This window comes from uncultured Aggregatibacter sp. (genome assembly GCF_901873365.1).
GTDB lineage: Bacteria > Pseudomonadota > Gammaproteobacteria > Enterobacterales > Pasteurellaceae > Aggregatibacter.
This window is the reverse complement of the sequence record NZ_CABFLM010000045.1, coordinates 1-13,697: the sequence shown is the minus strand read 5'-3', so window position 1 is coordinate 13,697 and position 13,697 is coordinate 1. Positions and strand designations below refer to the sequence as shown.

The window sequence follows — 13,697 nt, the reverse complement described above, 5'->3', positions numbered from 1 at the left end:
CATGACACAACATATTGAATTAAAACAGGTTTATAAATCTTTTGGTTCAACCAAGGTATTGCAAGATTTCAATCTTTCTTTTGAAAAAGGCAAATTTACGACCTTGTTGGGCGCCTCAGGTTGTGGCAAAACCACCATTCTGCGTCTCATTGCTGGATTGGAAGATCTCGATCAAGGGCAAATTTTATATGACGGAAAGGATATCAGCCGTCTGCCGCCACAACAGCGTGGTGTCGGCATTGTGTTTCAATCCTATGCGCTTTTCCCACATTTAACCGTCGGAGAAAATGTAGCATTTGGTTTGAAAATGCAGGAAAGCTATTCCTTCGACATCACCGAAAAAGTCAGTCAAGCATTAAAAATGGTGGAGCTCGAGGGTTTTGAACATCGCCGTATTGAACAACTTTCCGGTGGACAACAACAACGTGTCGCCTTGGCGCGGGCATTGGTAATTGCGCCACAAATTTTATTATTTGATGAGCCGTTAAGTAATTTGGATACCAACTTGCGTCGCACGATGCGTGAGATGATTCGCCATTTACAACAAAAACTCGGTATTACGGTGCTCTATGTGACCCACGATCAAACAGAAGCCTTTGCTATTTCCGATGCAGTAGTGGTGATGAACCAAGGAAAAGTCGAACAGATTGGTTTGCCGAATACGCTCTATCATCATCCAACCTCTCGTTTTACGGCAAACTTCATGGGTGAGGTGTCTTTCTTTCCGGTGACGGTAAAAAACGGAAACTATGTTTTGGCAGAAAATCCCTTATCGATTGAATCGAATGAGCTACCACAGGATGGAAATTATTTACTCGGTATTCGACCGGAAGGCGTGTTATTAGAGTTAACAGGCGAACCTGCGGAACGTTGTGATGTGCAATCGGCGATTTCTATGGGAAATTATTGGGAAATTCAGGTGCGATGGCATGGGTTTCCATTATTGGTGCATTTAAATCCGAATGATTACATACCAAATCAGCCAGAGTATTTTGTTAAGTTGCGACCTATTGGCTGGTTTGTGTTAGCGGAGGAGAACTTTTAATGCCATAAAAAAGGCGTTAAAATCCACCGCACTTTAAATGTTCCAGCCACAAAAAAAAAGGTACCTAAGTGCGGTATCTTTTTTCAAAGTTTTTTAATCTGATGATCGAGCCACTATTTCACAATACGTAAGTGAGATGTGGATTTCTCCGCCTTTTTCGGTTTATCCGTTTTATCGACAGCTTTCTCAAATCCAATAGGCTGTTCTTCTGTTTGCTCCGGATGATCATCATAAACTTCTTCCGGCTCAAACATCACGCCATCGCCATTCTCACGCGCATAAATTGCCAATGCTGCTCCCATTGGAATGTAAATATCCTGCGGCACGCCACGAAAACGAGCACTAAATTGAATAAAATCATTGGTTAACTGTAAATTTCCGGTGGCATTGGCAGACAAATTCAACACAATTTGTCCATCTTTGACATACTCTACCGGCACTTTCACGCCCCAATAAGTGGCATCAACCACCAAATACGGTGTGAAATCATTATCGACTAACCAATCGTAATAAGCTCTTAATAAATAAGGACGTTTCGGGGATGATTTATATTCCATTTAGCCGCCTATTATTTTTCATCCATTAAGTTTTTCGGCGCTAATTCGCCTACGGATTGCAAGAAAGAATCACGCGTAAATACACGGGACATATAGCTTTTCACAGCCTTGCTACCGGCACCGCTAAATTCCACACCCAATTCTTGCATACGCCACAATAACGGCGCGACATAACAATCGATAAGACTAAATTCATCGTTCATAAAATAGGTATTTTGACTAAAGATCGGTGCAATCGCCAGAATTTCTTCTTTGAGTTGTTTTAATGCTTGTGCTCGTTCAGCTTCGGATGCGGCATTTTGTGCAGTTTCTAACGTTGGATACCAATCTTGCTCAATACGTAACATCAACAAGCGGCTTTTTCCGCGAGCCACCGGATAAACCGGCATTAATGGCGGATGTGGGAAACGCTCGTCCAAATATTCCATGATAATGCGAGAATTAAACAGCACTAAATCACGATCAACTAGCGTAGGCACAGTACCGTACGGATTGAGTTCCATTAAATCTTCCGGCAAGGCTTGCGGATCTACAATTTCCGTTTCATAAGCGACGCCTTTCTCAGCCAACACAATACGTACTTGGTGACAATAAATATCGGTTTTATTTGAAAATAGCGTCATTACAGAACGTTTATTTGCAGAACTTGTCATCTATTCCTCCGACGACTCAAAAATAAGAAAAATATTCGGTTGGTCTCTTGCCATACCAAGAAAAGCGGTCGTTTATTCTATCACAAAGCAAGTGGCTTTTTCCAAGAAAAAGCCGGATTTTAGCTTTATCGCCATAAAAAATATCCGCTTCAGTAACGAAACGGATATTTTTAACGTTCTTTCTAAACGATAAGAAAGGATTATTTCCACTTATCGGCAGCCGCATAATCACTGTCGCGGCCTTCAATCCAACGCTCCCCTTTTTCGGTTTGTTCTTTTTTCCAAAAAGGCGCTTTGGTTTTCAAATAATCCATAATAAATTCATTGGCGTGATAAGCATCGCCACGATGCGCAGAAGCTGTTCCCACCAACACAATTTCATCACCGGTATTCAATTCACCTACACGATGAATAATGGAAATCTTTTGTAAATCCCACCGCGCTTTTGCCTGTTGAGCAATATCCATCAAGGCTTTATGGGTCATCGCCGGGTAATGTTCCAAATACAAACTACTGACTTCATCCCCTAGGTTCATATCACGCACTTTGCCCACAAACATTACCGTAGCACCAACCGAATTTTCTTCGCTCAACCAACGATAAACGGCATTTTGGTCGAACGTCTGCTCTTGCACGGAAATTTGAATATCGTTCATTTAGCCCCCGGTCACCGGTGGGAAAAACGCAATTTCATCACCATTTTTGACCGCACTTTCTAACGGCATTAAGGTTTGATTGATGGCCACCAAAAGTTTATCCGATTGCAATGCCAACGCCCATTTATCGCCTTTCGCCGCAAGGTGTTGACGTAATGCTTCTGCCGTGGCGAAATTTTCATTCACTTCAATGGCATCCAAACCGATTAATTCTCGAGTTTGAGCAAAAAATAAAACGCGTAACATTATTTCTCCTCCGCAATAAAATGCCCGGATTTTCCACCGCTCTTTTCAAGCAGACGTACCGTTTCAATCACCATGTCTTTTTGCACTGCTTTACACATATCGTAAATGGTTAATGCAGTAACGCTTGCAGCCGTTAAGGCTTCCATTTCTACACCGGTTTTACCGCTTAATTTGCACAGGCTTTCAATGCGTACTTGATGGGTTTCAGGAAGTGCGGTCAAACTCACTTCGACTTTTGAAAGTAAAAGCGGATGACACAGCGGAATCAGTTCCCAAGTGCGTTTTGCGGCTTGAATACCGGCAATACGAGCAGTAGCGAAAACATCGCCTTTGTGGTGTTGTCCGGAGAGGATCATTTGTAAGGTTTCCGGCGCCATACGAATATAGGCTTCAGCACGCGCCTCGCGAACCGTGTCGGCTTTGGCGGAAACATCCACCATATTCGCCTCGCCATTCGCATTAATGTGAGTAAATGTGGTCATGATAATTTAAAAGTGCGGTTGGTTTTCCGAATGTTTTTCAGTCTCGGCGTAAATTAACCACCGATACTGGCTAAATGATTACGCACACCGCTATCGCCAACATGCAGATAATGGTGTTCACGCTTACCTTGTAACGCAGAAAAAATTCTTGATTGTAAAAGCATTTGTTGCTCATCGGATTGTAACAAATCACGCAAATCAATGCCTTCTTCACCAAATAAGCAAAGATGCAATTTCCCTTTGGCAGAAACTCTCAAACGGTTACAGCTGGCGCAGAAATTTTTCTCATAAGGCATGATTAAGCCGATTTCACCCATATAATCCGGGTGACGGAAAACTTTTGCCGGGCCATCAGAACGATTTTTTATCTGCAATTGCCAGCCGTCTTGCAAGAGTTTCTGTTCTAAAATCTGTCCCGATAAATGGTGTTTTTGGAAGAAAGAATTCATTTCACCGGTTTGCATCAACTCAATGAAACGCATTTGAATCGGTTTATTTTTAATCCATGCCAAGAAACCGGAAAAGTCTTTATCATTCAAATCTTTCATCAAGACAGAATTGACTTTGACTTTTTGATAGCCGCATTCAAAAGCGCGATCAATACCACGCATAATGTCATCAAACTTATCGACACCGGTAATGCGCTGGAACATTCTTGCATCTAGGCTATCCACACTAACGTTAATAGACGTCACGCCGGCTTGTTTCCAAGCAGCGACATCTTTAAGCAACCGAAAACCGTTTGTAGTCAGTGCGATTTGTTTGATACCGTCAATGCCACGAATGCTTTCGACAATTGGCAGGAAGTCTTTACGTAAGGTCGGTTCGCCACCGGTAATACGGACTTTTTCCGTTCCCATCAGCGCAAAGCTACTGACCAAGCGACGAATTTCGTCCAAGGTTAAAAAACTCGGCTTATTAGGTTCAGGCTGATAACCGTCAGGTAGGCAATAATTGCAACGAAAGTTACACATATCGGTAATCGACAGTCGCAAATAATAGTATTCACGCTGGAACGAATCAACGAGTTGAGCCGCGCCAACATTTTTGATTGGAATGGTTTGCATTTGACACCTTTCTAAAAACGGAGAGGATAAATCGTTTCCAACGTATCCCTGAATAATACCGACTTCGTATTATTGGCATTACCACCCTATTTTGTGTTCAACATATTGCGCGCAAAACGTAGGTGAGTAAGCTCGGAGTTATATGCGATAAATAAATTTTGTTGCATTGTAAAAGATTCACGAAAACAAAAGCAATCAATTAATTTGATCTAGGCTATAAATTCATAAAATTCTTTAAAATCAATTATGCATACATTTATATAGCGTTAATAAAACACCCTAAAACAGCGATTCTCATACCCAATAATAATTAGCGAACTGTACTCTCTTTCAAAGCAGGTTATAATTGCGCACGAAAAAATGTAAGGATGTAACATGGCAGATTTTAAAGGCTATCAACAACACGAAAATCTCAACCGAATCAAAAAAATTGTCGCAATTGGTGGCGGGCATGGATTAGGTCGCGTCATGTCTGCGCTGAGTTTTATGAAAGAACGACTCTCCGCGATTGTGACCACCACCGACAACGGTGGATCAACTGGGCGAATTCGCATGGAACACGGCGGCATTGCCTGGGGTGACTTACGTAACTGCTTAAATCAAATCATTACCGAACCCAGTACTGCCTCCGCATTATTTGAATATCGTTTTGGTGGTAACGGCGAATTAGCAGGACATAACCTCGGCAATCTCATGCTCAAAGCCTTAGAAGATATGCATATTCGCCCGACGGAAGCCGTGAATCTTATTCGCGATTTGTTGCATGTAAAATCCTTTATCTTCCCGATGTCAGAGCAACCTATTCATCTCGCTGCCGTATTAAACGGCGGCAGTAGTGTTGTCGGTGAAGTCAGCGTTGATAGCTTAACCGAACTCCCTAAATCCCTCTTTTTAGTACCTTATGCCACAGCCACACCGGAGGCGATTCAAGCTTTACGGGACGCGGAAGTCATTTTATTCGGCCCCGGCAGTTTCCTCACCAGTATCATACCGCCGATTCTCTTACCGGAAATCGCCGAACAGCTTAGACAAAGCGAAGCCAAAAAGATCTTTATTGATAATTTAGGTACGGAACTTGGCCCTGCCTCAAGCCTTTCACTCACCGATCGCATTCAATGGATCCATGAAATCGTCGGTCAACCGATCATTGATGGTGCTATTGTGCCTACCGATACTCAACTCAATGAACAACTGAATTGCCGTATTATTGCCGGTCGCCTGAATGCCGATGACATCTCTTATCGTCATGATCGCACCCTCCTCTGCTCTGCTATTGATGAGTTATTAGGGATGTTGTTCAAACCGCAAGAAGATGACGTTATGCACGCACTTGCCGAAATGTAACCTCCCACGCAACAATGAAAATCCATTTATTACGACGCCAACAAATTATTGAGCACGATAATCGTCTTCCCTTACTGGCGCGGTTAGAACAGCTCGGCATTCAGCACGAATATCAATGCCGCAGCGGTTATTGTGGCGCTTGTCGGGTTAAATTAAAAAAAGGTCGGGTTTCCTACAAAGAGCCGCCCCTTGCCTTTTTGTTGGAAGATGAAATCTTGCTTTGTTGCTGTCACGTAGAAGAAGATTTAGAAATCGATTTATAAAATACCGCCAAAATCCACCGCACTTTTCAATTCTATCTTTGGAAGAATGTTCCCTCTCCTTTTTAAACGCACCGTGAACCGATTCCTTAACAAAAAATCGATTTCTCCTTGACTTTTAATTTTTGTACTAGTTTAATAGTGCAACTTGATTTTATGTTTTAAGGAAATGAGAATGTCATCTGCTTTTATTCAAACTTTTACGCAAAACGTACCTTATCACAGCGACCCTACCGCTATTTTCGCCACCTTATGTGAAAACAAACCGAATACGCTACTGTTAGAATCTGCCGAAATTTCCAGCAAAAACAGTCTGAAAAGTTTATTACTCGTTAATGCGGCCATGAAAATTTCCTGTTTGGGGCAAAGCGTCACTTTTCATGCGTTGACCGACAACGGTGCCGCAGTGTTACCGTTAATTGCGCAAAAGCTCTCGGCACAGATAAACGTAACATCCCAAACAAGCACCGAACTGCAAGTGGAATTCAAGCCTGTCGACAATAATGCAGACGAAGACAGCAAATTATTGGCGCACAGCATTTTCGACGGATTGCGTTGTTTCACCAAACTTTATCAGGCAAGCTCGTTACCTGTTTTTTTAGGTGGATTATTCGCCTATGACCTAGTGGCAAATTTTATTCCGATGGAAAATATCACCTTGCAAGATGATGGCATTACCTGCCCGGATTATTGCTTTTATTTAGCGGAACAATTACTGGTGATCGACCATCAATTGCAACAAGCGGAATTACAAACCTTTTGTTTTGCACAAAATGCGTTGGCGACACTGCAGCAGAACGCCCAAGAGATTGCCAAAAAACTCTTGGAAATTCGACCGCACTTGAGCCTCAAACCGGCTTCTACCGAGGTTGCCATTAATTTAGATGATGATAAATTCAAGAAAATTATTGAACGCCTGAAGCAACATATTTATTGCGGCGACGTGTTCCAAATCGTGCCGTCCCGTCGTTTCTCCCTTGAATGCCCGAACACGTTGGCGACTTATCGTCAGTTAAAACAGAACAACCCAAGCCCGTATATGTTCTTTATTCAAGACGAGGATTTCACTCTGTTCGGTGCTTCACCGGAAAGTGCCTTGAAATATTCGCAAACTACCCGTCAGTTGGAGATCTATCCGATTGCCGGTTCCCGTCCGCGCGGCTTTGATGCTGACGGCAATATCGATCCCGAATTAGATTCCCGTTTGGAACTGGAATTGCGTTTGGATCATAAAGAACAGGCGGAACATTTGATGTTGGTGGATTTAGCGCGTAACGACATCGCCCGCGTGTGCGAAAGTAAAACCCGCCATGTAAAAGATTTAATGCAAGTAGATCGTTATTCGCACATTATGCACCTTGTCTCTCGCGTTGTAGGTAAACTTCGCCCTGAACTGGATGCATTACACGCTTATCAAGCCTGCATGAACATGGGGACGCTAACCGGCGCGCCGAAAATTAAAGCCATGCAGTTAATTTATCAATTTGAACAACAAAAACGCCACAGTTACGGCGGTGCCGTGGGCTATTTACAATCTGATGGCAATTTTGACACCTGTATTGTGATTCGCTCTGCCTTCGTGCAAAACGGCATTGCCCATGTGCAAGCCGGTTGTGGTATGGTGTTGGATTCCGACCTGCAAATGGAAGCCGACGAAACCCGTCACAAAGCGCGCGCGGTCATCAACGCCATCGTACAAACCAATAAGAAAGCGAATCAATAGGAGTGACATCATGGCAACCATTTTATTTTTAGATAACTTTGATTCCTTTACTTACAATTTGGTGGATCAATTTCGCGGATTGGGACATCAGGTTCATATTTACCGCAACGATTGCGATTTAGCGATTTTAGAAAAAAACGCCTTGGCGCAGCCGGATACGATTCTTGCCCTCTCCCCCGGGCCGGGCACGCCGGATGAAGCGGGTAATATGATTCCGTTGATTAAGCGCTTAATCGGCAAAGTACCGATGTTGGGCATTTGTTTGGGGCATCAAGCGTTAATCGAGGCCTTTGGTGGTAAAGTCGTTCATGCGGGTGAAATTTTGCACGGCAAAGTGTCCCGCATTGAACACGACAATGAAGCCATGTTCAAAGGTTTGACTAACCCAATGCCGGTCGCACGCTATCATTCCCTCATGGGCATTAATTTACCCGATGAATTGATTCCGAACGCTTCTTATCATGGCATAAACATGGCAATTCGCCACCGCACTTTGCCCATTTGTAGCTTCCAATTTCATCCCGAATCCATTTTAACGGTACAAGGGGCTCAGTTATTGGCGCAATCGGTGGAATGGTTGTTGAAACGGAATTAATATACCACTTCCCCTCTTTAGCAAAGAGGGGTTAGGGGAGATTTGGCAGTCGTCATAAAACAGAGTAAGTTAATAAATTTCATTTGATTTTTATTCAATAACAATATTTTTCCAATCTCCCCAGTTCCTCTTTTCTAAAGAGGGAGATTTTAAATAAAAAAGGACAAAACATGATCACAGTATATGGCTTAAAACGTACCCTTTCCCCGCGCAAATCTGCTGTAGCGGAGGTGATTTATAACTGCCTGGAACTCGGTTTAGATGTTGCCAAAGGCAAGCACGCGCTTCGTTTTATTTGTTTGGAAGACGATGATTTTTACTACCCGCATACCACAAACCGCACCGACAATTACATGGTGATTGAAATCAATTTAATGCAGGGTCGTTTAGAACAAACTAAAAAACGTTTAATCAAAATGTTGTTCAGCGAATTTGAATACAAACTAGGTATTAGCCCATTTGACGTGGAAATCACCATCAAAGAACAACCTGCGCATTGTTGGGGCTTCCGTGGCATGACTGGTGATGAAGCACGCGATTTGGATTACGATATTAATAAATAAGGACAAGTATGATGGAAAACCAAACTCTATTAGAAAAACTTTATGGTGCACAAACCTTAACCGCCGCGGAAAGCGAAGCCTTATTTAACGCCATCATGTTGGGTGAATTAAGCAACGAACAAATCGCCGCCATGTTAGTGGCACTCAAAGTGCGTGGCGAAACCATCGATGAAGTCAACGGTGCCGTATTAGCCGCCGTTAAAAATGCCAAACCGTTTCCCACACCCGATTACCCCTTTGCTGACATCGTCGGCACAGGCGGTGACGGCGCCAATACCATCAATATTTCTACGGCGTCCGCTATCGTCGCAGCCGCTTGTGGTGCCAAAGTAGCGAAACATGGCAACCGTAGCGTTTCCAGTAAAACCGGTTCAAGCGATTTATTAACCGCACTTGGCGTCAATATTGCCATGTCGCCAGAACAAGCCCGCCAAGCATTGGATGACATCGGCATCTGCTTCTTGTTTGCACAGCAATATCATCCGGGCTTCAAATATGTTGTACCGGTACGCCAAGCCCTAAAAACTCGAACACTCTTTAATATTCTTGGTCCGCTTATTAATCCGGCACGTCCAAAACGTCAATTGCTCGGCGTTTATTCTCCTGAACTGATTGATATTTATGCTAAAACCGTTGCTCAATTAGGTCACGAACACACGATTATCGTGCACGGCAGTGGCTTAGATGAAGTGGCCATTCATGGCGCGACAGATGTGGCGGAAGTGCGTAACGGCGAGATTGAACGTTATACCTTAACACCGCAAGATTTTGGTTTCCACGTCAAACCGTTGGAAAGTTTGCGCGGTGGCGAACCGACAGAAAATGCGCAAATGATCACCGCACTTTTACAAGGCAAAGGCAAAGCGGAACACAACCAAGCCGTTGCCATGAACACTGCCCTCTTACTAAAACTGTTCGGACAAGAAGACATTAAACATAATGCGCAACGAGTATTGGATGTGATTGCGCAAGGCAAGCCGTTTGAAACTTTACAGAAATTGACGACCTATTAATTTAAAGATCCGTTTTCAAAAATAAGACATAAACATGATCACACAAGACTTTTCCAAACCGCTTGAAACAGCTACAGTGTTACAAAAAATCGTGCTCGATAAAGCCGAATGGGTAAAAAACAAAGAAGCGGAATTTCCATTAAGTGATTTTGAAAAAAACATTCAAAAATCCGACCGCGCTTTTTATGATGCGTTGGCAAAAGGCACGCACCAAAAACCGGCGTACATTTTAGAATGTAAAAAAGCCTCGCCTTCCAAGGGATTGATTCGCAGTGAATTTAAACCGACAGAAATTGCGCGGGTCTATAAAAACTATGCCAATGCGATTTCTGTGCTGACCGATGAAAAATACTTCCAAGGCGATTTTGCCTATATCAAACAAGTTCGCGACGTTGTCACACAACCGGTGTTGTGTAAAGACTTTATGATCAGCGAATATCAGGTTTATTTGGCGCGTTTTTACCAAGCCGACGCGATTTTACTCATGCTTTCGGTGGTGAATGACGAAACTTATCGCATCTTGGCGGATTTGGCACATTCTCTTGGCATGGGCGTGTTGACCGAAACCAGTAACGAAGAAGAATTTGAACGCGCCTTGGCGTTAGGGGCGAAAATTATCGGCGTAAATAATCGTAATTTGCACGATTTAAGCGTGGATTTAAACCGCGTGGTGGCATTAACCACTCAATATGCCGACCGCATTCCTGCCGATGTGCGAATCATCAGCGAATCAGGCATTTACCATCATCAACAAGTACGCGAATTGCAACAGGTTGCTCACGGTTTTTTAATCGGCAGCAGTTTAATGGGCAGTCCCGACTTAAACAACGCCGTGCGTGAAGTCATTTTCGGCGAAAACAAAGTGTGCGGTTTAACCCGTGCACAAGATGTAAAAACCGTTTACGAAAGCGGCGCATTGTACGGCGGGCTGATTTTTGTCGAAAATTCCAAACGTTGTGTCAGTTTACGCCAAGCCCAAGAATTGGTGACGGCCGCCCCACTTCGTTTTGTGGGCGTGTTTCAAAATCAAGACATTGATTTTATCGTGAAAATCGCACAGCAATTACAGCTCTATGCTGTTCAGTTGCATGGCGATGAAACAGCGGAATTTATCACCGCACTTCGCACCAAATTGCCTGAAAGCATTCGTATTTGGAAAGCCATTTCTGTGGATGTAACCCATAAAAGTGCGGTGGTTTTTGACGACGTTTCTGCGATTGATCGTTTTGTTTTCGATAGCAAGTCAGGCGCGCAACAAGGTGGTACCGGTGAGACTTTCAATTGGTCATTGATTCCGACACAACTAAAACATAAAATCCTGTTGGCAGGCGGTATTAATCCAAATAATATTGACACTGCGTTAGCACAACATTGTGTCGGTGTGGATCTAAATTCTGGCGTGGAAAGCGCTCCCGGTGTGAAAGATGCTGAAAAAGTGCGGTCGATTTTTAAGGCAATTTTATAAAATCGGCAAACGTTAATAAGTATGGGCCACTTTTCAATTCATATCATCCTCAATCAGGAGATTTTATGAAAAAACTTTTTAATTTTTTTATCACGTTTATTCATCCATTTTCTTGCATACTGATGATATATTTTGTTGTGGCCACATTGATGTTAAGCAATGATCTTATCAATGCTGTAAAAGATGATGTCCCTTTAGAAAATTATCTAGAAACTAAAATTTATCACAATGTTAACGTGACAGTAGAAAAAGAAAAAATTTCAGGCAAATTAAATCAATATATTCAAACTAAAAACATGAACGACCGATGCTATGTCGAATATTGCGGTTTTCCCCAAGCCGGAAACTTTCAATTATCCAGCATTGAATTCATTCATGTAGATAGATATACTTTCTTAAATAAAAGCTGTTTAGATGCCGAGGAAAAACATTGCTTTCGTAATATTTCCGAGGCTTATATTGAACAGGCCACAAAACAAGCACGGCAAAAGCATGAAAGAGGCGGAATTTTATGGTTAATCTACAGTGCTTCCGCTTTGATTTTCCTCTTCCTACTAGGAAGAAAATATCGATTACCAGACGAATATAAAATATAGTCGCGGGTAAAATATCGCATTCATCACACTAAAAGCACGACACGCCTGATGCGTGCTTTTCTTTTCCACTCATTATTTTTATAGGGGCTGACGTAGATTAGTCTTAAATACCACACCATTTTCGCAATGTTTTAAGCTGTTCTTTTGGTGCTCCAAAGTTAAACCGAAATTCACATTCCTTCAAGAATAAAGGAAAGTTCTTTCGGTCGATGCTATTATATTTTCGGAATATTCTCTTCGCCTGACTCCAGAAATTTTCTATTCCATTTATGTAATTTTGTTTCACCGCAAATAGTTCGGAATGATTGATTCGTTCGTGGTGAAATTTGCTCACATCAAGGCATCATAGCTTCGATAAGTATCGGTATAAAACCAGCTATCAGGCTTGATTTTCCTCACAATAACAGGCATTAATGTCTCTGTTTTGGTATTTTCTACCACCACCGTAAATACTTTTCCTTGTCTCTTTAACAAACCGAATACAGCAACTTTTCCTGCTGCGCCTCTACCTCGTTTTCCTTTACGATGACCTCCAAAATAGCTTTCATCAAGCTCAATTTGACCATAAAAAACCTCATCGGCTTCAAGGGCTAAATGATAGCTAATGACTTCACGAATTTTTCGGTAAAACAAAATCGCTGAATTGGCTTGGATACCGAGTAAATCAGCCGCTGCTCGGGGTGTAACTTCTAATACAAAAAACTCAAGGAGCTTATTTTGTATAGATTTCTTTAATTTATAATGAGTTATCTTCATTTTTATGGACTAGCGCACTTGCTAATCTACGTCAGCCCCAAACATAAAATCCTGTTGGCAGGCGGTATTAATCCAAACAATATTAATGCGGCATTGGCACAACATTGTGTCGGCGTTGATCTGAATTCAGGCGTGGAAAGTACGACAGGAGTGAAAGACGTCGAAAAAGTGCGGTCGATTTTTGCAAAGATTTTATAGCATCAATAAACTATCGTGTGAATAAAAAACCTGTTTCTATCCAACATTAGAAACAGGTTAAATCTAATTAAACTCTACCAAAGATACTCATCATATTTGTCAATAATGTCATTGAGATCTTGCACTGATGAATCGGATGATAATTTATTTAAATCTTCTTTCAGATCTTCCCAAACACCTAAAGTATCTGTAAGTTCATCTTCTTCATCAGAAAAAAGTTCAACCTCCGTATCATTAAGATTATCGTTTAACTGATCATTAAGCGAATCAATTACAGGATCCGTTTTAAGAACCAAATTTTCAACGAAATTGATATGATCATCGGTTAAAAAGCTTAAATCAAATGCTTTAGCAAGCATCAATAATCCATTCAAGCCATTAACAACCTTGCCAATTTCTTTATTCATTTCTTCTGTAAAATGCATTTTTCTGCCTTAGTTAAGATTATATTTTTTTAAAAGATCACAAGCCCCTTGCT

The 13,697-nt window shown here is 42.1% G+C and carries 16 protein-coding genes, 2 pseudogenes and 1 riboswitch; of the genes and pseudogenes, 10 read left to right on the top strand and 8 right to left on the bottom strand.

Annotated features, from left to right (window positions below; all coding sequences use genetic code 11):
- Position 1: 1 nt before the first annotated feature.
- On the top strand, positions 2-1,045 hold the full coding sequence (locus QZ106_RS02050; protein ID WP_295973612.1) for an ATP-binding cassette domain-containing protein: 1,044 nt from the start codon (positions 2-4) through the stop codon (positions 1,043-1,045).
- 113 nt (positions 1,046-1,158) lie between these two features.
- On the opposite strand, the gene QZ106_RS02045 is transcribed toward QZ106_RS02050, so the two are convergent.
- The 6 genes from QZ106_RS02045 to moaA all read right to left on the bottom strand — a co-directional run bounded on the left by QZ106_RS02045 (position 1,159) and on the right by moaA (position 4,706).
- Positions 1,159-1,602, bottom strand: coding sequence for a ClpXP protease specificity-enhancing factor (locus tag QZ106_RS02045; RefSeq protein ID WP_295973609.1), 444 nt, complete (start codon positions 1,600-1,602; stop codon positions 1,159-1,161).
- 11 nt (positions 1,603-1,613) lie between these two features.
- A complete protein-coding gene (gene sspA, locus QZ106_RS02040) occupies positions 1,614-2,255 on the bottom strand; it encodes a stringent starvation protein SspA (protein WP_295973606.1) in 642 nt (213 codons plus the stop codon).
- Positions 2,256-2,455: 200 nt separating this feature from the next.
- Positions 2,456-2,911 (bottom strand): molybdopterin synthase catalytic subunit MoaE, encoded by a 456-nt coding sequence (gene moaE, locus QZ106_RS02035; protein WP_109103816.1) that lies wholly within the window; start codon positions 2,909-2,911, stop codon positions 2,456-2,458.
- Positions 2,912-3,157: a molybdopterin synthase sulfur carrier subunit gene (gene moaD, locus QZ106_RS02030; RefSeq protein ID WP_021615328.1), complete on the bottom strand. Its 246-nt coding sequence runs from the start codon at positions 3,155-3,157 to the stop codon at positions 2,912-2,914.
- Entirely contained in the window at positions 3,157-3,639 is a 483-nt protein-coding gene (gene moaC / locus QZ106_RS02025; protein WP_295973601.1) for a cyclic pyranopterin monophosphate synthase MoaC, read from the bottom strand. The genes moaD and moaC overlap by 1 nt, the downstream gene beginning before the upstream one ends.
- Before the next feature lie 53 nt (positions 3,640-3,692).
- A complete protein-coding gene (gene moaA, locus QZ106_RS02020) occupies positions 3,693-4,706 on the bottom strand; it encodes a GTP 3',8-cyclase MoaA (protein WP_295973598.1) in 1,014 nt (337 codons plus the stop codon).
- A riboswitch (molybdenum cofactor riboswitch) is annotated at positions 4,695-4,856 on the bottom strand. (Overlaps the previous gene by 12 nt.)
- Positions 4,857-5,081: 225 nt before the next feature.
- Here moaA and yvcK point away from each other — a divergent pair.
- The 8 genes from yvcK (at position 5,082) to QZ106_RS01980 (ending at position 12,265) form a co-directional block, all read left to right on the top strand.
- The gene (gene yvcK / locus QZ106_RS02015; RefSeq protein WP_295973595.1) at positions 5,082-6,050 is read left to right on the top strand and encodes a uridine diphosphate-N-acetylglucosamine-binding protein YvcK; all 969 of its coding nucleotides are present in this window, start codon (positions 5,082-5,084) and stop codon (positions 6,048-6,050) included.
- A 14-nt stretch (positions 6,051-6,064) separates the two neighbouring features.
- Positions 6,065-6,313 carry a class I ribonucleotide reductase maintenance protein YfaE gene (gene yfaE / locus QZ106_RS02010; RefSeq protein ID WP_295973592.1) on the top strand — a complete coding sequence of 83 codons (249 nt, stop codon included), beginning with the start codon at positions 6,065-6,067 and terminating at the stop codon, positions 6,311-6,313.
- A 172-nt stretch (positions 6,314-6,485) separates the two neighbouring features.
- Entirely contained in the window at positions 6,486-8,033 is a 1,548-nt protein-coding gene (gene trpE / locus QZ106_RS02005) for an anthranilate synthase component I (protein WP_295973588.1), read from the top strand.
- 10 nt (positions 8,034-8,043) lie between these two features.
- Complete coding sequence (locus QZ106_RS02000) at positions 8,044-8,628, top strand: aminodeoxychorismate/anthranilate synthase component II (RefSeq protein ID WP_021615334.1); 585 nt, start codon at positions 8,044-8,046, stop codon at positions 8,626-8,628.
- A 170-nt stretch (positions 8,629-8,798) separates the two neighbouring features.
- Positions 8,799-9,191, top strand: a complete 393-nt coding sequence (locus tag QZ106_RS01995) for a tautomerase family protein (protein WP_005700510.1) — start codon at positions 8,799-8,801, stop codon at positions 9,189-9,191.
- An 11-nt stretch (positions 9,192-9,202) separates the two neighbouring features.
- On the top strand, positions 9,203-10,204 hold the full coding sequence (trpD, locus tag QZ106_RS01990; protein ID WP_295973577.1) for an anthranilate phosphoribosyltransferase: 1,002 nt from the start codon (positions 9,203-9,205) through the stop codon (positions 10,202-10,204).
- Positions 10,205-10,238: 34 nt separating this feature from the next.
- Entirely contained in the window at positions 10,239-11,669 is a 1,431-nt protein-coding gene (gene trpCF, locus QZ106_RS01985) for a bifunctional indole-3-glycerol-phosphate synthase TrpC/phosphoribosylanthranilate isomerase TrpF (RefSeq protein ID WP_295973573.1), read from the top strand.
- A 65-nt stretch (positions 11,670-11,734) separates the two neighbouring features.
- Positions 11,735-12,265 carry a hypothetical protein gene (locus QZ106_RS01980; RefSeq protein ID WP_295973571.1) on the top strand — a complete coding sequence of 177 codons (531 nt, stop codon included), beginning with the start codon at positions 11,735-11,737 and terminating at the stop codon, positions 12,263-12,265.
- A 103-nt stretch (positions 12,266-12,368) separates the two neighbouring features.
- Here the strand turns inward: QZ106_RS01980 and QZ106_RS01975 are convergent.
- Positions 12,369-13,021: pseudogene (locus QZ106_RS01975) on the bottom strand (IS1595 family transposase).
- 39 nt (positions 13,022-13,060) lie between these two features.
- Here QZ106_RS01975 and QZ106_RS01970 point away from each other — a divergent pair.
- Positions 13,061-13,219 (top strand): annotated as a pseudogene (locus tag QZ106_RS01970) (bifunctional indole-3-glycerol phosphate synthase/phosphoribosylanthranilate isomerase); the annotation flags it as partial.
- Positions 13,220-13,293: 74 nt separating this feature from the next.
- On the opposite strand, the gene QZ106_RS01965 reads toward QZ106_RS01970, so the two are convergent.
- Entirely contained in the window at positions 13,294-13,626 is a 333-nt protein-coding gene (locus QZ106_RS01965) for a hypothetical protein (protein ID WP_295973568.1), read from the bottom strand.
- Positions 13,627-13,697 lie beyond the last annotated feature (71 nt).

Coding starts and splice junctions, on each gene's coding strand:
- yvcK (WP_295973595.1), top strand. CDS start 5,082: ATGGCAGATTTTAAAGGCTATCAACAACACGAAAATCTCAACCGAATC.
- moaC (WP_295973601.1), bottom strand. CDS start 3,639: ATGACCACATTTACTCACATTAATGCGAATGGCGAGGCGAATATGGTG.
- QZ106_RS02050 (WP_295973612.1), top strand. CDS start 2: ATGACACAACATATTGAATTAAAACAGGTTTATAAATCTTTTGGTTCA.
- trpCF (WP_295973573.1), top strand. CDS start 10,239: ATGATCACACAAGACTTTTCCAAACCGCTTGAAACAGCTACAGTGTTA.
- yfaE (WP_295973592.1), top strand. CDS start 6,065: ATGAAAATCCATTTATTACGACGCCAACAAATTATTGAGCACGATAAT.
- moaD (WP_021615328.1), bottom strand. CDS start 3,157: ATGTTACGCGTTTTATTTTTTGCTCAAACTCGAGAATTAATCGGTTTG.
- QZ106_RS01980 (WP_295973571.1), top strand. CDS start 11,735: ATGAAAAAACTTTTTAATTTTTTTATCACGTTTATTCATCCATTTTCT.
- trpD (WP_295973577.1), top strand. CDS start 9,203: ATGGAAAACCAAACTCTATTAGAAAAACTTTATGGTGCACAAACCTTA.
- QZ106_RS02000 (WP_021615334.1), top strand. CDS start 8,044: ATGGCAACCATTTTATTTTTAGATAACTTTGATTCCTTTACTTACAAT.
- moaA (WP_295973598.1), bottom strand. CDS start 4,706: ATGCAAACCATTCCAATCAAAAATGTTGGCGCGGCTCAACTCGTTGAT.
- QZ106_RS01965 (WP_295973568.1), bottom strand. CDS start 13,626: ATGAATAAAGAAATTGGCAAGGTTGTTAATGGCTTGAATGGATTATTG.
- sspA (WP_295973606.1), bottom strand. CDS start 2,255: ATGACAAGTTCTGCAAATAAACGTTCTGTAATGACGCTATTTTCAAAT.
- QZ106_RS02045 (WP_295973609.1), bottom strand. CDS start 1,602: ATGGAATATAAATCATCCCCGAAACGTCCTTATTTATTAAGAGCTTAT.
- moaE (WP_109103816.1), bottom strand. CDS start 2,911: ATGAACGATATTCAAATTTCCGTGCAAGAGCAGACGTTCGACCAAAAT.
- QZ106_RS01995 (WP_005700510.1), top strand. CDS start 8,799: ATGATCACAGTATATGGCTTAAAACGTACCCTTTCCCCGCGCAAATCT.
- trpE (WP_295973588.1), top strand. CDS start 6,486: ATGTCATCTGCTTTTATTCAAACTTTTACGCAAAACGTACCTTATCAC.